This is a genomic window from Paenibacillus sp. J22P165, assembly GCF_059692015.1.
Window position 1 is genome coordinate 278885 of record NZ_JCAUAP010000005.1, and the last position, 20105, is coordinate 298989.

General features: G+C 44.4%; 16 protein-coding genes. 1 reads left to right on the forward strand and 15 read right to left on the reverse strand.

The features are described from left to right. Positions 1-53: 53 nt before the first annotated feature. From kdpC to AC58QM_RS14000, 11 genes are all read right to left on the reverse strand, one after another. Positions 54-617, reverse strand: a complete 564-nt coding sequence (kdpC, locus tag AC58QM_RS13950; protein ID WP_497284882.1) for a potassium-transporting ATPase subunit KdpC — start codon at positions 615-617, stop codon at positions 54-56. 27 nt (positions 618-644) lie between these two features. Next, positions 645-2687 carry a potassium-transporting ATPase subunit KdpB gene (kdpB, locus tag AC58QM_RS13955; protein ID WP_497284884.1) on the reverse strand — a complete coding sequence of 681 codons (2043 nt, stop codon included), beginning with the start codon at positions 2685-2687 and terminating at the stop codon, positions 645-647. Between the two features lie 30 nt (positions 2688-2717). After that, on the reverse strand, positions 2718-4388 hold the full coding sequence (gene kdpA, locus AC58QM_RS13960) for a potassium-transporting ATPase subunit KdpA (RefSeq protein WP_497285303.1): 1671 nt from the start codon (positions 4386-4388) through the stop codon (positions 2718-2720). Between the two features lie 46 nt (positions 4389-4434). Beyond that, a complete protein-coding gene (locus AC58QM_RS13965) occupies positions 4435-4512 on the reverse strand; it encodes a potassium-transporting ATPase subunit F (RefSeq protein ID WP_379171775.1) in 78 nt (25 codons plus the stop codon). A 167-nt stretch (positions 4513-4679) separates the two neighbouring features. Next, positions 4680-5090 carry a hypothetical protein gene (locus AC58QM_RS13970; RefSeq protein WP_497284885.1) on the reverse strand — a complete coding sequence of 137 codons (411 nt, stop codon included), beginning with the start codon at positions 5088-5090 and terminating at the stop codon, positions 4680-4682. Between the two features lie 163 nt (positions 5091-5253). Then, positions 5254-7059: a sensor histidine kinase gene (locus AC58QM_RS13975; RefSeq protein ID WP_497284886.1), complete on the reverse strand. Its 1806-nt coding sequence runs from the start codon at positions 7057-7059 to the stop codon at positions 5254-5256. Positions 7060-7067: 8 nt separating this feature from the next. Further along, positions 7068-8504, reverse strand: a complete 1437-nt coding sequence (locus AC58QM_RS13980) for a response regulator transcription factor (RefSeq protein ID WP_497284888.1) — start codon at positions 8502-8504, stop codon at positions 7068-7070. 136 nt (positions 8505-8640) lie between these two features. Next, positions 8641-10233 (reverse strand): extracellular solute-binding protein, encoded by a 1593-nt coding sequence (locus AC58QM_RS13985; protein ID WP_497284890.1) that lies wholly within the window; start codon positions 10231-10233, stop codon positions 8641-8643. Between the two features lie 131 nt (positions 10234-10364). Further along, positions 10365-11237: a carbohydrate ABC transporter permease gene (locus AC58QM_RS13990; protein ID WP_497284892.1), complete on the reverse strand. Its 873-nt coding sequence runs from the start codon at positions 11235-11237 to the stop codon at positions 10365-10367. Positions 11238-11251: 14 nt separating this feature from the next. After that, positions 11252-12202 (reverse strand): ABC transporter permease, encoded by a 951-nt coding sequence (locus AC58QM_RS13995; protein ID WP_497285304.1) that lies wholly within the window; start codon positions 12200-12202, stop codon positions 11252-11254. Between the two features lie 282 nt (positions 12203-12484). Further along, positions 12485-13366: a phytanoyl-CoA dioxygenase family protein gene (locus tag AC58QM_RS14000; RefSeq protein WP_497284894.1), complete on the reverse strand. Its 882-nt coding sequence runs from the start codon at positions 13364-13366 to the stop codon at positions 12485-12487. A 124-nt stretch (positions 13367-13490) separates the two neighbouring features. Between AC58QM_RS14000 and AC58QM_RS14005 the strand changes: the two genes are divergently transcribed. Continuing rightward, positions 13491-14393, forward strand: coding sequence for a helix-turn-helix domain-containing protein (locus AC58QM_RS14005; RefSeq protein ID WP_497284896.1), 903 nt, complete (start codon positions 13491-13493; stop codon positions 14391-14393). Between the two features lie 63 nt (positions 14394-14456). On the opposite strand, the gene AC58QM_RS14010 is transcribed toward AC58QM_RS14005, so the two are convergent. From AC58QM_RS14010 to AC58QM_RS14025, 4 genes are all read right to left on the reverse strand, one after another. Beyond that, entirely contained in the window at positions 14457-16736 is a 2280-nt protein-coding gene (locus AC58QM_RS14010; protein ID WP_497284898.1) for a helix-turn-helix domain-containing protein, read from the reverse strand. 48 nt (positions 16737-16784) lie between these two features. Continuing rightward, positions 16785-18170 carry a sulfatase family protein gene (locus AC58QM_RS14015; protein ID WP_497284900.1) on the reverse strand — a complete coding sequence of 462 codons (1386 nt, stop codon included), beginning with the start codon at positions 18168-18170 and terminating at the stop codon, positions 16785-16787. Between the two features lie 62 nt (positions 18171-18232). Then, positions 18233-19105 (reverse strand): carbohydrate ABC transporter permease, encoded by an 873-nt coding sequence (locus tag AC58QM_RS14020; RefSeq protein ID WP_497284902.1) that lies wholly within the window; start codon positions 19103-19105, stop codon positions 18233-18235. 13 nt (positions 19106-19118) lie between these two features. After that, on the reverse strand, positions 19119-20087 hold the full coding sequence (locus AC58QM_RS14025; RefSeq protein ID WP_497284904.1) for an ABC transporter permease: 969 nt from the start codon (positions 20085-20087) through the stop codon (positions 19119-19121). Between the last annotated feature and the right edge of the window lie 18 nt (positions 20088-20105).

Genomic DNA, 20105 nt, shown 5'->3' on the forward strand with positions numbered 1-20105 from the left:
TCAAAGTGCAGAAACCACTCTCAACTAACGAGAGTGGCTGTCTGCTCATGTTCTTACAATTTCACTTGCTTAAGCAGTTCTATATTTAATTCCATTACATTTACCCTTGGCTCACCGAAAACACCGAGCTGTCTAGCTTTAGTAAACTGGTCAACAAGATCATTCAGCTTATTCTCTGCGATCCCTGTCTCCTTACTAATTCTAGGAACCTGCGCTTTGGCCGCTTCTGGTGATAAGTCCGGATCGAATCCGGAGCCCGACATGGTAACCAAATCCGCTGGGATCTCAGTTAGCGCGGGGTTTTCCTTTTTCAAAGCATCAATCTTCTCGGCTAGGGCTGCTGCATAATCGCTCGAAGCCACTGCCAAGTTAGAACCTACCGAAGCCGTCGGATCATATTTGGCTGTGGATGCTCTTGGATGAAAGAGCTTTGGCGATTCGAAGCTTTGGGCTAGTAACTCCGATCCAATCACCGTTCCGTTCGATTCAATTAGACTTCCGTCCGCTTGTTTCGGAAATAAGACTTGGGCAACACCTGTCGTTGCAAGCGGGTAAATTAGCCCACAGACGATCATAAAGAATAAAGACACACGTAATGCTATAAAAACCGATTTCATACGATATCTCCTCGCTTCTCTTTCTCTCTAGACGATATTTAATCCATGAAGCACCAGATCAATGATTTTAATTCCGATGAACGGCACAACCACACCACCGATACCATAGAGCAGAACATTCCGTGATAATAGTCTATTAGCTGACATAGCCCGATATTTAACACCTTTCATGGCGATTGGTATCAAAAGAGGGATGATAATCGCATTAAATATTAATGCGGATAGAATAGCCGACTCCGGCGATGCCAGATTCATAATATTCAAAGCCTGCAGCTGAGGCATCGCTAGGATAAACATCGCAGGAATGATCGCGAAGTATTTGGCAATATCATTAGCGATAGAAAATGTCGTCAACGCTCCACGCGTAATCAGCAGTTGTTTACCAATGGAGATCACCGATAGCAGCTTCGTTGGATCGGAATCTAGATCAATCATATTGGCCGCTTCTTTGGCAGCCATCGTGCCTGAGTTCATCGCCAGTCCTACGTCAGCCTGCGCTAGGGCAGGCGCATCATTCGTTCCGTCACCCGTCATGGCAACTAACTTACCTTCTTGCTGTTCTTTTTTGATCGCAGCAATCTTATCTTCTGGTTTCGCCTCAGCGATAAACTCGTCTACACCAGCCTCAAGAGCAATCGTTGCTGCAGTCAGCGGGTTATCCCCTGTACACATAACCGTTTTGATACCCATTGCGCGCAGCTCTTCAAAACGTTCCTTCAAGCCCGGTTTCACCGTATCCTTGAGGTAAATAACGCCATAAATCCGCTCGTTAATCGCAACAGCCAGCGGAGTGCCTCCAGCTTTGGCGATACGATTCGTTATCGTTTCTAAATCAGTCGGAATTTTACCGCCAAGTGCAGCTACATATTTCTTAATGGCATCAACGGCACCTTTACGGATTTGTGTACCATTCGCTATGTTGAGTCCGGACATGCGCGTTTCCGCAGAGAACTCAATCATTTCTGCTCCTTCATATGCTGCAGCTTGCCAGGATTCACCAAGCTTATTCGCAAGTTCCACAATGGAACGTCCTTCTGGCGTTTCATCTTTCACCGAAGCTTGCAGCGCGGCGAAAGTTACCTCTTTGGCAGTCAGGCCACCTACCGGTACAAACTCAGCGGCCATCCGATTCCCGAAGGTAATCGTCCCCGTTTTATCCAGTATCATCGTATCGATGTCTCCGGCTGCTTCAACCGCTTTCCCCGACATGGCGAGTACATTAAACTGTGTGACACGGTCCATACCTGCGATACCAATGGCAGATAAAAGGCCGCCAATGGTCGTCGGAATAAGACAAACCAGTAAAGCTATTAAAGTGGAAATTTCTAATTTCACATTCAAATATTGCGCCATCGGAACCATCGTCATAATGACAATGAGAAAAATCAACGTCAACACGGCAAGCAGCGTCGTTAAGGCAATTTCATTCGGGGTCTTCTGACGTTTAGCCCCTTCTACCAGGGCAATCATACGATCCAAGAACGATTCGCCTGGATCCGTCATAACTTTGACGACGATATAGTCAGAAGCTACACGCGTTCCTCCTGTTACGGAGGAGAAATCGCCTCCTGCCTCCTTAATGACGGGCGCAGATTCACCTGTAATCGCAGATTCATCAATGGAAGCTAAGCCTTCAATGATTTCGCCATCCGACGGGATAATTTCGCCGATTTCAATACGAACGATATCTCCCTTACGAAGGGTTGTTGAAGACACTTCTTTATACGATCCATCTTTTTGTACCAGACGAGCCTTCGTATCTGATTTCGTTTTACGCAAGGAATCCGCCTGCGCCTTACCTCGACCTTCTGCCAAAGCTTCTGCGAAGTTTGCGAACAACAAGGTGAAGAGTAGAATCAGGAACACCGTAATATTGTAACCCCGCCCAACGTCCGATGAGCCAAATAGCTCTGGTGCGAAGGAAAGCAGTAGCGTAATAACTGTACCTACCTCAACAACGAACATGACAGGATTCTTGATCATCACCCAAGGGTTTAACTTTTTAAACGAATCCACAATCGCTTGATTTACAATTTCTTTAGTTAATGTTTTTTTACGTTCCACTGCCATGTAAATCCTCCCTCTCTATTACGTCTATCCTTAACGCGCAGCCAAATGTTCAGCAATCGGCCCCAATGCCAGCGCCGGGAAGAACGTTAGAGCACCAATAACTAGAATCATCATTATTAAAATCCCCATAAATAAAGGTGTATTCGTGCGAAGCGTCCCCGTCGTAATTGGAACTACACGCTTGGTCGCAAGTGAACCTGCAATCGCAAGCATCGCAATAATGGAGATGTATCGACCTGCCAGCATGACCAAACCAATCATTATGGCATAAAAGTTCGTGCCCGCGCTCAAACCACCAAAGGCAGATCCGTTATTCGCCGCGCCTGAAGTGAACGCATATAGCACTTCGGAAAGCCCATGCATGCCTTGATTCGCAATGGAAGTGACGGACTCAGGTCTTATCAATGCCCAAGCTGTTGGCGCCAAAATGATAAGTGGATGAATCAGAATCGCAATGGCAGCTAATTTAACTTCCTTGCCTTCGATCTTTTTCCCCAGAAACTCTGGGGTACGACCTACCATTAGTCCACAGATGAACACCGATAATATCAGGTACAGCAAACCGTTTAACAAACCAACACCTTTACCGCCAAACACATTGTTCAACATCATCTCGGCAAAAGGAACGATACTCCCGAGTGGTGTCAGCGATTCATGCATCGCATTGACACTCCCCGTCGTTGCAGCTGTGGTTACGGTTGTAAACAGGGCCGTTTCGGAGAGTCCAAACCGGACTTCCTTGCCTTCCATGTTGCCGTGTACACCTAATGCATCTACGGCTGCAATGCCTTTATACTCCGCATAAAACACAGTCGTGAGCATGACCAGGAAGATGATTCCCATAGCCGCGAAAATCGTCCAGCCTTGCTTTTTGTTCTTAATCATCAGACCGAATGCGTATACGAGAGAAGTAGGCAACAACATCATACATACGATGTGAATCATGTTCGTGAATGGTGTTGGATTTTCAAAGGGATGCGCCGCGTTCGTACCGAACCAACCACCACCGTTTGTACCGATATGCTTAATCGATTCTAGGGAGGCCACTAAGCCCCGTGTAATGGTTTGTCCAGCACCTTCAATGGTTGTCGCTTGAACAGCACCCAGCAACGTTTGCGGAATGCCTTGAAATACTAGAATCAAAGCAACGATGAAGCTCAGTGGAAGAAACACACGTGAAATCACACGCGTTATATCCACGTAGAAGTTACCGAGATTATCCTGACGGCCAATCAGACCACGGATAAAAGCGACCGCAACCGCAAATCCCGTTGCTGCTGATGTAAACATCGGGAATGTAATGGCCACCATTTGTGAAAGATAGGAGAGTGTATTCTCACCGCTGTAGGCTTGCCAGTTCGTATTCGTAATAAATGAAATTGCCGTATTAAAAGCAATCGTTGGAGACACATTACCAATGCCATCTGGATTCAAGGGTAAATAAGCTTGCAGCCGGAAAACAGCATACATGAGAATCATCATGACAAAGTTAACTAAAAGCACGGCTCCGACGTACTTTTTCCAGCCCATCGCTTCTTCTTCCTTAACACCCATAATGCGATAGCCAATACGCTCAATTGGAGCAAACACACGATCAAGGCCACTCTTTTCAGATCCAAAAACGTTCACCAAGTAACTTCCCACAGGCTTTACCAACAGCATGATAATGCCGAGTGTGATGATGACTTGTAACAATCCCATTCCCATAATAGGTTCTCCCCCTGCTTACATATGTTCTTTGTTACTTCTAGAATTTCTCTGGCTTCACTAAGACAAAACCAAGATACACCATGATAGCTAATGCAATGAGTCCAATAACAATCATACGATTACCCTCCTATATGTTGGGGTTCTGAAACTTCACTTACCGCCATCGCTTACGCTTTTTCACAAAATTTCATAAATCCCCAAAAACCTAAAAATGTTAATGCCATTAATAAGATCATCGTTACATCGTTGTACATAGCACACCTCCTCCAAATCGATCAGCTCCTAATTTATTGTTTGCAGCGATGATAGAAGGAACTTCACATCACCGTTTTTGGAATAAATAACATAATCAGCACCTAACCCTTTGTAAATCAATCTAGGATTCATGCTTTGGGTAACCACGTAGATACGCCCCGAAGTCCAGCTGCGACATATCTGAATATAGCGGCAGCATAACGGTAAGCTCTCCTCAAACAAAATGACGTTCCCTATCCGATAGTCGGGAATCATTGTTTTTGCCGGCTCGGATGTATCCACACGGATAATTTGTTTCACTCCTTGTCCTTCTAACTTGAGTCTTTCCATCTTGTTATTTGTTAATGCAATAAAAGGAAGACCAAGCAAATTTACGTGTTTCATGAAGTCCTCGCCTGCCTTCGTAGACGGAGCGATCAGCAAAAAATCACTTTGCATGACCATCCCCCCTTTCCTGAATCATTGTAACGCCGAACTACATAAAATCAGTGTAAAGATTCTAAGGTATCCGTATAAAAAAAGCATAAAAATTCGCCTTTTAAACAAAAAAAGAGCAACACGCCCCACTTTTTATCTTAAGTGGTTAGTGTTGCTCTTACTTTCATATCGTCGGGATCTTCACGAGCACTGTCGTGCCAGTCCCCATCTGACTTTCGATCTCTACGCCATAGCTTTCGCCAAACAGCAGCTTAATCCGATTATTAATATTGGAAAGACCAATACTTTTTCCTTCCAAGCTGTTGCTCACTCGCTCTGAATGGTCCATATTTAGCTTGGCTTTAATGCTTTCAAGCCCCTCTGTATCAATGCCTAATCCAGAATCCGATACTTGAAAACAGACATCGCCATTCGCATCGATATGACCGCTTACGCGTAGATGTCCGCCTGCGTCTACACGTTCAAGTCCATGATAGACGGCATTTTCAACAATAGGCTGCAGGATCATTTTAGGCGTTTTCATATCCAATAGCTTTTCGTCAACATCTACTTCCATCGAAAACTTGCTCTCATATCGAATAGAAATAATGTTCATATAAGCTTTAATACATTGAATCTCTTCACTGATTAAAACAAGCTCGTCATTTTTAATGCTATAACGGAATATTTTGGACATACTCGACGTGATCTGCGCGATTTCCTTACTGCCATATTCAAGTCCGATACTGCTTATACAATTTAAGGTATTATACAGGAAATGCGGATTGATTTGACTTTGTAAAGCCGAGAATTCAGCCTGCTTTTTGCTGAGCTCTGACTCATATAGTCGAATCTGTGTGTTGAACATATCGCTTGTCATCTCTTCCATTTTATCGATCATACTATTGATATCATAGGCCAGAACGCCAACTTCATTCGTTGAACGTACCTTGACTCGGAAGCCTACGTCTCGCTTACCAATCTTCTTCATATCTGCGATAAGCCCCATGACAGGCCTTGTCAGGTTATTAAAGAAAAAATACCCCATAATAAGCATGCTTACAATGATGCCAATTCCAGCTATGATACTAATGTTTTTAATCGCATGCATATCCGTTGTCAACTCTTGCACAGGGATAATACTTACAATACGCCAGCCGTCTGCCTGCTCCAATTCTTTTTCCTGGACGATCACTTCTTCCTTATTAATTGTCGTTTTTACCCCATTTGTTAAACGGTTCCGATCTGCTGGAAGTATCTCCTCGTTCAAAATGCCGCGGAAATTAGCATTATTGGATACAATGACCTCATTGTTGCTGTTTAGAATGTACAACGTAGAGTTAGGCGTTAATTCCGTATTTTCAACAAGCTCCTTGAGCTTTTCTGTATTCACCATAATGGAACAATAGCCTGTCTTCTGTGAGAATTGAACCCCGCCAATCGCTTCAATAATGGGTGCTATATAAAAGAAATATTCACTTCCTGTTTTTTCGTCTTTTAATACGTTTGTAAACTGCCCTTTTTTAACAGCATCCAACTTATTTTTATAGGTACGGATAAATGCTTCGTATTGATTTGTATAAAAGATATCATTGTTTCCATTACTATGAACGCGTCGTCCGTAATTGTCATTAATAACTACGCCATTAACATAAGTGTTAAAAGACCTCATATATTCCATGAGTTCAATGACATACGTACCGATATCAAAACTCCGCTTATAATCATCATCAACAATGGTAAACTCTTGTACCTTTTTATTATCAACAGCTATGTTCGTACTGACTTTTATATCCTTAAAAACGGAATTGATTTTTTGGCTTGTTTGTTCAATGATCTTACTCCCATAATTGGCAGCTCTGTTCTGTGTCAGATTATAAAAACTAGTATAGGAATAAAATTCCATTATTGTAAAAATAATAATCGAAAATAAAAATATCAGTAGTATCTGATGTTTTAGCTTCAGTCTACTTATCTGCAAACTCCCCACCCCAACCCTCAACTCTTTCTGAATTTCGTAGGTGTTATCCCACTTTGTTTCTTAAATACTTTGTTGAAATAATAATAATCCATATAGCCTACTTTTGCTGCAATTTCATCAATAGACAATTCGGTATGTTTTAAAAGCTCACAAGCTTTTTTTATCCTCAAATCTGTGACATATTCTGAAAAGGTTTTGCCCAAATTTTTCTTGAAAAGTTGACAACAATAAACTTGATTGATTAAAAATTTGACAGATAAATCTTTGAGGTACAACTCACTCTGAAAGTTATTGTCGATGTATTTCACCATTTGGGTAAAATATGCGTTTTTATCCCCTTCATTCGCAGACTGATAATTCAGCTGCTTTATGTAGGTCAAAATGTCATACAAAAAACTACATAACGACTCAAAGGTTTCAAAGCGCTCTTTCAATTCAGAGTAATTTAGGAAATCAAGCTCCATGTATTGTAGTTCTTCGTAATAGCTGCCAACCAAGCTACTGACTACTTGATTCCATAAATAAACAACTTCGCCCATCCCTAAATGATTTTGTTTAAAATACAACATGAGTCTATCCATGATGTCATCCATATCTTCAAACTTTTTCTCTTGAATAATCGTAGAAATACCATCTATATACGGCTTAACCAAATTAAGCTTCTGTTCATATTCATAGATACCATTAGCTTCATTAATAAAAACGGTTGACGCTGCGATATCTGCTTCTTTTATTAGCTTTGCCATATTGTCATGCTGATTGGAAATGCTGCTGATTCCTACTGCTTTTAGATCTAAATTAATAAAATCAGCTGAATCAAAACGAACATCCAGATCGGTTATGCTTTCACTTTTGAGAATATACAGTGTCTTTCTTGATCCCAAACTAACTTCCAATACAGGTCTAAAATGGAGAGCCTTTAGGTCGTGATCATGTTTTTTCTCACCATTGGCGTACATAATAACGACACGAAAGTAGTAGTCTGTTGAAGTATCAAATATGTGTGTTAAATGATTCATTTCACCTTTATCCGATGAAGTTAGTGCCTCTAAGATCAGGTTATTTCTAACACTTCGTTTATTAGAAAAGTGCAATGCGAGCTTCTCTATTAATGGATCTACCATCTCAATATCTAAAGGTTTTAGGCAATAATCTAGCGCACCATACCTAAGTGCCTCCTGCGCATAAGCAAACTCTGCGAAACCGCTTACAATAACGAATTCAACATCCAATCCCCTATCTTTCGTCATCTTCATCAGATCAAGACCGGAAATTTCAGGCATTCTAATATCTGTAATAACAAGATCAGGACTCGCCTCACCTATAAATTCAATGGCTTTATGGGCACTTGTAAATTGACCTGTGATTTCAAATCCGTATTTCTGCCAGTCAAAAGCATTCCGTATTCCTTTAATCGCCCATGGTTCATCATCTACAATAATCACACTATACATAAGTACCTCCTAGATCCGATGTCCCATATTCACCAAATTTTAACCCTTTATTAACCAGATAACAAGATAGCTAGTATGTTACCACAAAGGCCTATGGACATAACGATGTTATGTCCATAGGCTTTATCCTTCACTACTACTTCTTGTTCGCTTGCATAGCTTTGTAGATTTTCACATTCTCATCCATGACTGCCTGCCCGCCTGCTGCCATATATTCAGCAACTAGCTTATCGTACAAAGCGTCGAATTCAGTTGGCTTGCAAACGATAAGTTTATCTGTCATTTGTTTGTTCATATCCCCAAGTGTTTTACCGAACTTAATATTGGATTCACTTGGCGTATCGAAGAAGTAACCCGTGTACGTGTCTGTCGTATTTATTTTGTAGGATTGTTCTGCAACAGCTTCGAGTCCTGGCGCCGATGCCGCTAGTGCTTTAATATTCTTCTGCTGATCACCCAGTTCAACACCATTTACAACTAGTGTAAGATCCAGATTTAGATAGCTGGTTTGCATATTGTCGCCTGTTTGATTAATCACTTGTGGAATACCATCGACCATTTTATGATTAACACCTTCAAGACCGTATTGCAAGAAGAACAATACTTTAGGATCGGACATCCAGTTTAGATACTTGATAGCCAACTCTGCATTTTTACTACTTTTAGGGATAAACACATTCACGCCATTTTCATTGTAGGCAATTTTCTTATATTTTCCTTCGTAATTCTTGAACACATCAACAGGTACAAAGTTTGCATTAGGCACATTAGCTTTTAATGGCACACTGATATTTTGACGTAATGGGTAATCCCAGTTTGCACTGAAGAATCCGACTTTACCGTTGGTTACATCTGCATCTGCTTGCTTAGCTGTTTTGTCCAATGCAAAGTCAGGGCTGATTAATTTCTCATTGTAGAGCTTGTTGAGGAATTTTAGAGCATCCTTATTTCCAGGTTTTAACCAGTTCGGAGCTGTCACGAATTCTTCCTCTGACTGTTTCCCCCAGAAAGATTCACTTAGATTTCCAGTGTTATAGTTAAAACCTGTTGCTGCCAATCCCCATGGAATTACACCACTCACGCCGCCTGGATTTTTATCTCGGAACGCAATTAGCGTATTATATAATTCGTCCTTCGTAGTAGGAATCGGCATCCCTAATTTATCTAGCCAATCTTTTCTAATAAACATACCGCCCCATGCAAGTGAAGTTCTTTTCGCAGGGATCGCCATCTGTTTTCCATTAAAAAGTCCATAAGATAGAACGGTCTTACCTAGATAATTCGTCAATTCCTTACCCTGCTTAGCCAATAACTCATCTAATTGAAGGATACCATTCACTTTTGAATATCTGGAGATGGTCGGACTGTCATACGTAAAAGAAATATCAGGTGCCTCATTGGCAGCCATCAAGACATTGAGCTTATCAATTTCCTGTGACCTCGGAACCGGAACAAATTTTACAATCGCATTATTTTGCTTACCAAAATTATCATTAATATATCTTGTCCATGTATTATTGTTCAGATCAGGCTGACCCTGAATACCTCTGTCAAATATTTCAACCGTAAGTGTCGTCGGTGGTCCTGCTGGCTTTGCAGATGCAGCTCCTGATGTAGTCGCCGCTGACGTTGTTGGGCTTGCATTTTTATTATCGCTGCTACATCCAGCTAATCCACTAGTGAGTAGTGTCAAAACTGGCAATATAACCATCATTTTTTTTATTTTCATCGTTCAACCTCACCTTTATCTCATAGTTATTTCGTATCGCGTTCACATAATGATCTAATCCTAGCTGATCGGTAACAGATTCACCACCTTTCATGCTTTTAGACAAACAACTTGTTCGTGTATCCCATATCTCAGCCCTTAATAGCCCCCGTCATGACACCATCCACAAAATATTTCTGAAGTTTCGGGTACACAACTAGGATCGGAACTGTTGCAAACATGACACTTGCAGCTTTCAATGACTCCGGAACAATATAAGCACCGACACTGCCTTCACCTTGCTGGGTATCTAACTGTTGATTAGCCGTAATGATTTGGTACAGCTTCAATTGCATAGGATACAAATTCTTATCCGTTATATAAAAGAGTGCGTCTTGGAATCCATTCCATCTATCCACCGCGTAGAAGAGGCTTAACGTTGCGATTGACGGTAAAGAAAGCGGAAGAACAATTCGAACAAGGATCCCTAGTTCGTTACAACCGTCCATAGATGCCGATTCTTCCAAACTTTCTGGAAGTGATGAGAAGAATGTTTTTAGAATAATTAGATTGAATACACTCATCGCACCAGGCAAAATTAAGCTCCAGATGGAATTCATCATGCCTAAATTTTTTACCAACATGTAGCTTGGAATTAATCCACCGCTGAAGTACATGGTAATGACCAACACGGATAGAAAGAAGCTTCTTCCCTTCAATCTCTTCTTTGTAAGCGGATACGCTGCACAAATTGTTAAAAACATACAAACGAGTGTAAATATAATTGTAAGTACAATGGAATAACCCAGCGTATAGATCATCTCTACGTCACTTAAGATCGTTTTGTAGGTTTCAAGTGTAAATTCTACCGGCCACAGCGTGACCTTCTGTGACGTAATCGCACTATTGGAGCTTAGCGAAAGCGCAATCATATATAGAAATGGAACAAGACAGGTAATGGCTACACCAGTAATGAATACGATAATACCTAGATCAACGAAATTAATTCTCTGCTTCCTGATCAACAAACTCACGCTCCTTACCAAATTCCTTGCTCACCAATTTTTTTGGCAATATAATTGGCTGTCAATAAAAATACTAATCCTACAACCGATTGAAACAATCCAACTGCTGTTGCCTGTGAGAAATCCCCAGACCCAATTCCAATCCGGTATACAAATGTACTAATAACATCCGAGTATTCACTTACCAAGGAATTCCCCATAACGAATGGCCGATCAAATCCAATCGAGAGCATCCTACCAATTTGCAAAATAAGCAAAATAATAATGGTCGGCTTTATGCCAGGCAACGTAATATGCCATATTTTACGAAGTCTACTGCACCCATCCATATCTGCAGCTTCATATAACTCCTTATTAATACCAATAATTGAAGCTAAATAGATGATGGTCCCCCATCCTGCACTTTGCCACACACCAATCGCTAGATACATAATCAGCCAGTTGGTTTTCTGAGAAAGAAACTCCATCTTACCAATACCAAGGCTAGCTAACACACTATTCGCCATCCCGCCTGATGAAAACATCAGGTAGACCATACCGCCAATAATGACCCAGGATAAGAAATGAGGTAAATATAGGATCGTTTGGGTTACTTTTTTAAATCTCACATGCCGAATTTCGTTTATCAGAATAGCTAGTATAATAGGTGCCGGGAAACCCGCTACCAGATCCAGAAAGTTTAAAACAAGCGTATTCTTTAGCGCACGGTAGAAACTATTTTGCTCGAAAATGAATTTGAAGACATCAAAGCCAACCCACTCACTACCGCTAATTCCCTCGAAGATGTTATAGTCCTGAAAAGCCATCACCACGCCATATATGGGGGCATATCTAAATATCGCAATATACGCCATCGGCAGCAGTAAGAGTAAGTATAAGAGCGCATCTCTTCTGATATAATGTAGGAATTTGTTTTTCTTGGTGATTCTAACGTTATCTCTGTAACTGCTTAAAACCGCTTTCACTTTTATCATCTCGCTTCCCATTCAGTTGTTCATGCGATGTCTCATGTAGGTAATTATACGTTTTAGAATTTTTTATAAAATGTAATTTATTAAAATAATTTGGTAATTATTTAATGTACAAAAACGGAGACCAACAAAAAAACAGCAGCCATGGACAACAAAGTCCTTGACTGCCGTGCTCTATTCGAATCTTCAAATTAAAACTACGCTACAAAAATAAAGCCGCCCTATAGTAGAAGAATCTACTTATAGGACAGCCTATGACCAGCATACCGGTAGTGTTTACTTCTTCCTACCCTCTTGCAAGGCACGGAATTTGCGTTCAACCTCTTCCCAGGATTCCTTATTCGGGCCAGCCGCCGTGAAAGTAAGGAAGCCCATGCCTTGCAGCTTGCCCAAGAAAAACGCGTACCCCTCTTTCTCCGCCGCAGACATGTCTTCACGAGGTGCAGCGCTATAGCGTAAATCGACGGACCAACGCGCCCCATCGGATGAGTTCGGCAAGCTGCGGTGATAGGTAAGATTATGGAACAGTGCCATGTCCCCCGCTTGCATCGGAACGGCTATTTCCGTCCCGCGCTCCGCCGGATCGCTAGCTGGCTGCATCTCCCCCTTGGCATCTCTTGCACTATCCATTACACCACCCCACGTATGACTTCGGGGCATCATAGACAAGCAGCCATTATGTTCGTTCACATCGACAAACGGTATCCACACCGTAATAATATGCATCTCACCGGTAGGCAAGCCGTAATACTGGCTGTCCTGATGCCATGGGAAATAATTGCTGCCCGGTAATTTGGGACGTATATGAAAGTCTCCGTTAAAGATGATATTTTCGCCGAGCAGCGGCCTCAACGTATTAATAATGGTCGGATGGGTGGCCAGCTCGTACAGTTCGCGTGTGAATACATCCTTCTCCCAGTTGATGCCGCCTCGGCCATCAGCAGCATCAGATACGGCCGGCCAGCGCTTCTCGAAAGGCAATTGTTCATAGCCATGCTCGATCTGCCCCGCCTGCACTAACTTCGCAGCCGCTTCATCTACAGCTCGGGACAGCACTGACCTCATCGGTGTCAAATCCGCCTGTTCTAGCTTTCCAGAAATGATTGTGTATCCTTCCTCTTCGTACGATTGGATTGATTTATTCATTAGATTTTCCATGTAATCATCCTCCTTATTCTGTTATTATAATAAGGGAAAATGAACGATTATGCTTTATCCTATACCACTTCATTGTTGTCAAATCGTCCTGTCTTACAACTCACTAGTGGAAGGATGTCCAGGTATGAACCTGACGAAAACGACGGATGCAACTCATTGGCTGAACCAGTTCCCTTTATGCCCTTATATCCGTAGAGCGGACTACGGCATTCGCAGCCGAACCACCCTACCGCTTGAGCGCCGGCTGCTCGATTACCAGCTCATCTATGTGCAAGAAGGACAATGTGTGATTCGCACATGGGATGCCGAGTTCGTGATGGAGCCAGGCTCGTTCTGCTGCTTGCAGCCGAATGTCCTGCACAGCCACCACATCGCAAAGCCGGGCATTATTATGCCCTTCATTCACTTAGACTTGTTCTATAACCCGCTGCGTGGCGACGGCTTTCCCGTCCCTCCAGGTATTGTAGACATTACGGCGCACGAGCATCTGATTCAGCCCAATTTAAATGTCATTAGCGGAATGAATATGCCCATTGTTTTTCAACCTTCCAATCCAGCCTATTTTCGGGATTCTCTTATTAAGCTGATCGGCATGTGGACCTCCTATGAGCCTATGGCGCAAGCGAGAGCAAATCATCTTGCAGGCGAGCTTATGCTGCAAATGATAGAGCAGTTTTCCCCAACAAAGCAGGAGCCGGTAGAACAAGGACCGACGTCACTGAGTTGGATTACCCCCTATTTGAACCTGCACCTCAACGAACCGATTACGGTTGAAGCAATGGCGCGAAGAGCTAATTTGTCTCGTTCTCGCTTCTCAGCCGTATTCAAGACAAAGTTCGGCGTCGGCCCCTATGATTATTTGCTACGCCTACGCATTCAACACGCCCAGCAGCTGTTGAAGGAAACCAAGCTGACGCTGGGTGAAATCGCCGATGCTTGCGGCTTCATCAGTTTGCATCACTTCTCTAAAACGTACAAAAAACACACCGGTCAACCGCCAAGTGTGTATCGTAATCATTACTGTTAGATAGGACATATTAGACAGTCCGTTGAAAACAAAAAAACAGCTGTATACCGGTATTACGCCAGTTTACAGCTGTTTCACGCCTCTAATTCTCTTTCGATATTCGCCCGGGGGTACACCCGTATGCTCCTTAAACAGCCGGATGAAGTAATAATCTTGATTGTAGCCGACTAGTCGCCCAATTTCTCCTACCTTCATCTCGCTCTCCGCTAGCAACAGCTTACTCTTCTCCATACGAATGCGAGTGACATATTCCATGAACGTTTGACCCGTAGTCTGCTTAAACAACCGACTTACATAAGCGGGGTTGAGGCTGAGCGCTTCAGCGGAGGAGCTGAGGGATAATTCGCCTGCGAGGTTATTCTCGATGATCTGAAGCAGCCGCTCGATATGGCTGATCTGCTTGGAGTCTTCTTGATCCGAATCGCTGTGCTCCTCCGACGCTAGCTTCACCATCCTTCTAAACCAGGCATACATGCTATCGGGGTCGGATATTTTCATCAACTCTAAGTACAGCTTTTCCTCCGGAACCAAGGGGCTTCCCCCTCTAGGCTGCTGTCCGTTCAGCCGGTTCAACATAAACGACAGCAATTGCACGCCCAAAGCACGATGCGCTTCTATGGCATAACCGGAGTACTCCTGCAATTCCAGCTGCAAGGCGTCGATCACCTGAATCGCCTGATCCGCATTCCCCACTTTGATATAGTCGCACAGAAGCTCCGCCTTCGCTTGCGGGAATGCGAATTCATTCGCCACTACAGGCTGCTGCGCATTCAGGCTGCTGAGCAGTGCTTCCCTCGCCATCGTATACGCTTGCGGCAAATCGCTAATGTCCGCACAGCCGCCACCGTACCCAACAGTCAGCGCTTCTGGTGAAGCCTCACGAAGTCGGTCGGACACGACCTGCGCGATGCTGACTTCCCCGTTCTCCGCTGCGCTGCTTCCTGAAAATACCCGCGCCATCTGAACTTCGTCCACCCAGACGGAGAATCCTTCGAAGCCGGCCGTTGCCGTCTCCACCAGTTCCCTCACTTGTATACGGTGAAAATCTGCCTCGAGCGTCCCCTCCGATTCTCCAATCGGCTGCGACTTCATCTCGACAACCATGACCTCATAAGGGCCAGGTCTCAGCGGTATTTTCAACTGTGCAAGCTTGCTCTGTATCTCTTCTAGTGAGTACTTGTTCGGTCTCAGCAACGAATAAACGAATCGTTCTTTGTACACGGGAAGGGACTCCTCCCAGCGAAGCCTATACAAGTCCCGCTCTTCCATCGTTTCCTTAACCGGCCTATACAACCGTTTTGACGACATATAGGCCATCAGTCCAGCGATTAGAAGCATGATTAGCCCGATGTAGATGATCACTTGCCTTAAGAAATTCAAGGAACGGTCCAAGCCCTCAAGCGGAACAACATGAAGTACAGTCCAGCCCAGCCATTGACTCGATGCGTAGATAGCAAGCGACGGAACATCCTCAATCGACAGATTAAAGGAGCCGTTCTTACCATACGCGATTTGCTCCGTTTCCTTGCCTAAGTAGCTATCGACCGCAGGACTCTGAGTGTCATCGGTTTCATGCAGCTGAATCTGTCCCTTGTTCGAGAGCAGATAGACCCTGCCTGAACCGCTGAGCCGGTTCAGTACTTCCTTATACATCAGCTTCTCGTTCAGATTCACGACAAAAGCGTTGTCTCCCACACCCGTCGGCATGATAACCGTCAGCACATGTTCGAAGCTTCCATCCCGCGTCTTTGCCCTGCGCGAATCGAGAATGACAGGAGCCTGAAGCTCCTGCTTTTTTAAGGAAGAACGCCAATCCTGATCATAAAACTGATCGAATAGGAAGAATGTTCCTGCCGCAGAACGATCGCCGAACGCAAGAACTTTATTTTGCCCGCTATCGTAGAAGTACAGTGAATCAATGAACTGACTGGAGAGCATAAACATCGAGATGCTGTCCATCGCCCTTGACTTCTCAACATAATAACGGTAAGACTCCTGCAAATCATCAGGAGGAATTTCCCCTGTTAGCTTCTCAAAATAATCTGCGTTCGGAAACATTTCGAATCGGCGAAATGTCGTATTCAGGGTAAGCTGACGGCAAGTGTCCATAATCTGTTCGACGATAATTTCAAGTGCGTTGATCGTCTGCCCAACGTACTGTTGACTCGTTTGCTCCGCCTCGGACCGAAAGGTCTGGCTAACCTGAATATAGGAGATGACAGACATAGTCAAAATAGGAACGAGGGCTACGACATACATCCATAAGATGAGCCTTGTGAACGATAATCTTTTCTTCTGGCCTTCTCTCATTGCTGCGAACAGCCCTTTCCACAGATGACGCATAGACTTCCCCCTTCCTCTTATTGGTTGCCATTCCGATATCCGAACGTTTTAGTAGCAGCGTGAGATGCCGCTCTTCTCTTGATTGCGTCTGGCCTGTTCATCGATGGCTGCAGGATCATCAACAACTGCCAACAGCTCGCGATGCATCTCCTGCAGCTTACCCGCCATATCTGCTCGGCCAGCCAGATTCTCTAGCTCACCCGGATCCTTATCCACCTGGAACAGCTCCGGTTGTTCTGGATACTCTACATAATAGTTATATTTGAAATGATCTTTTTTGACCATAAAAGCAGCCTGGAGCATCCCCTGTGCATGATATTCGCTGAATACGACACGCGGAGCTCCATCTAGGTTTCCCTGAATCAGCGGCAGCAAGCTCTGCCCCGATAATTGACTGGGGGGCCGAATTCCCGCTAGCTCCATGATCGTCGGAATGAGATCAACCAAGCTTACATTGTGAGAAATGCTGCGTCCTCCTAAGGATTCAGGCAGCCGAATAATCATCGGAATTTTCACCGACGATTCATAGAAACACTGCTTCTGCCAAATGCCGTGCTGACCGGCCATCTCCCCGTGATCGCTAATGTACACCACTACCGTATTGTTCTTCAGAGAAGATCCATCGATCACGTCCAGCATCTGGCCTAAGTAATCATCAACTAACGTAATTAAAGCATAGTAAGAAGCGAGTGCAGTACGAACTGTCTCCTCTGGCACTTGTTCATCATTGCGGAAGGCATAGCGCATCTGGCGAATCGCCGGGTGCTGATCCTCCAGCATCTCCTCTGTCCAAGACGGCAGCTTTAGCTGCTGCGGATCGTACATCCGGTAATATTCCGGGGGGGCGATCAGTGGAAAGTGAGGGAACATGAGACCGCTGACCATCAGCCACGGCTTCTCCTCTTCTACAGTTGCCTTGGACGTTAAATAGCGAACTGTCAGATCAGCTACATGAGCATCATATTCTTGCCAAGAGCCTTGTCCCGGGCCGCACTGCGTGACATGGGAATTACTTCCCCTTCTCGCCTCCGGCGTCCGCTTAGGTGTCTGATTATAGCTCTTCCAGCTGTCCATATCGTCAAAGAGACGCTTGCCGAATCCGTGCAGCCTGTCTTCTCCAACCATGTGCATGCGACCGCAGAGAACCGACTCATAGCCAGCAGCTTCAAAGTAGTGAGCGAAGGTAGGCGTCACCGAAGACAACGGCGAGCCGTTATCCCATCCTCCCACTTGAAACGCATGCTGTCCAGTAAGAAAAGACATACGGGACGGAACGCACATCGGCGAGTTGCAATAGGCGTTGTCGAAACGTATCCCCTCTGCGGCCAGCCGGTCCATATGCGGCGTCTTAACTTCGGGATGCCCGTAGCAGCCCGTAGCGTGGGCCGCATGCTCATCGCTCATGACAATCAGAATGTTAGGCCTGGATTTCATTGCGTTGCCTCCGTTTGTTCATTTTAACCCTATCACCGTACAAGAACAACTTTACGAATTTACTACCCTTTCACTGACCCGATCATGGCGCCTTTGACAAAATATTTCTGGATGAACGGATACACGAACAGAATTGGAATCGTGCTGATCATAATCGCGGCTGCTTTAATCGTAGCAGCAGGCGGTGGAATCTCGTTGGTTGGCATAAGATCCTCTTGTGAAATACCAGAGGACAGAATGTTACGCAGAATCAGCTGCATCGGGTACTGCTTCACATCATTGAGATAAATCGCTGCATCGAACCAAGCGTTCCAATGGCCTACTGCGTAGAATAAACCGATTGTCACGAATGCTGGTTTGGACAAAGGCAAGATAATCCGCCATAGAATGCCTGCCGCATTAGCGCCGTCCATGATCGCCGCTTCTTCGATTTCCGCGGGGATATTCATAAAGAACGTCCGCATGATGAACATATTCCAAGCGCTGACCAGTCCTGGGATGATCAATACCCAGATCGAGCCCTTCAGGCCGATCGCATCCATCAGCAAGTACGTAGGAATCATCCCGCCAGAGAAGACCATCTGAACGAAAATAAATGTCACGATCGCATTGCGACCAGGCAGAGTGCGGCGCGCAAGTCCGTAAGCGAGCATGGAGGTTACAATTAGATTAAGCGCGGTTCCCACAATAACGCGGAATAAGGTAACTTGATACGCATGAAAGATTAAGTTGCTATCTTTCAGGAACATCCGGTAAGCCAGTAAATTCCACTGCTCCGGGAAGAGAATGAATGCGCCTCGACGAACCGCCTCCGCTTCGCTCACAAAGGATGTGGCGAATACCGTCCAGAAGGGAACGAGGAAGATCACACACAGCAGCACAAGAAACGCGTAATTAAACGCCGCAAACAGCTTTTCACCCTTAGTTGGTTTCATCTAGATGCTCACCTCACCAAATACCTTCTTGGCCAAGCCGCTTGCTCAGATAGTTCGTGCCGAGGATTAGGATCGCTGCGAACACACTCTTGAACAGGTTAACGGCTGTAGCGAAGGAATATTGAAATTGAATAAGTCCCTGGCGGTACACAAAGGTATCGATAATGTCCGAAGTCTCATAGACAGGCGGGGAATACAACAGAAACACTTGCTCGAAGCCGGCATTGAGCAGTCCGCCTACATTAAAGATAAACAAGATGACGATGACGTGCGTAATGCCTGGGAGCGTAATATGCCATACTTGGCGCCACTTCCCCGCTCCATCAATAATCGCAGCCTCATATAGTTGCGGATCGATAGCTGTTAGTGCCGCCAAATACAGGATGCTTCCCCAGCCCACCTGGTGCCAAATATGCGAGCTTACAAGGACACTGCGGAAGTAATCATTGCTGCCTAGAAAATGAATCGGTTCCTTCCCGAACAGGCGTAGCATCTCATTAATTAAGCCGCCGTCCGTGGACAAGATGTTCATCACAAGTCCTGAAATAATAACCATGGATAAAAAATGGGGCAAGTAAGAAATCGTTTGCACAAACTTCTTGAACACTTGATTCTTGACCTCATTCAGCAGCAGTGCCAGAATGATTGGCGCCGGGAAACCGATAAGTAACTTATAGCCGCTAATCACCAGCGTATTCCTGAGCACATTCCAGAAGTAGATGGAATCCATAAAGTTCGTAAAGTGCTTGAAGCCCACCCAAGGACTGCTTATGATTCCTTGAATGCCATCAAAGGGTGAAATATCCTTGAAGGCAATAACAATGCCCGCCATCGGGACATAGTCAAAGATGAGAAAATAAAGCAGGCCCGGCAAAATCAATAAATAGTAAAATTTATGGTGACGTATGGCCACCAAGCGGCGGCTTCCTCTTTTTTTCGATTGAATAGTTGCGGGATTCAGTGACGGATTATTGGTCATCATGCGCTCCCTCCTCCTTCC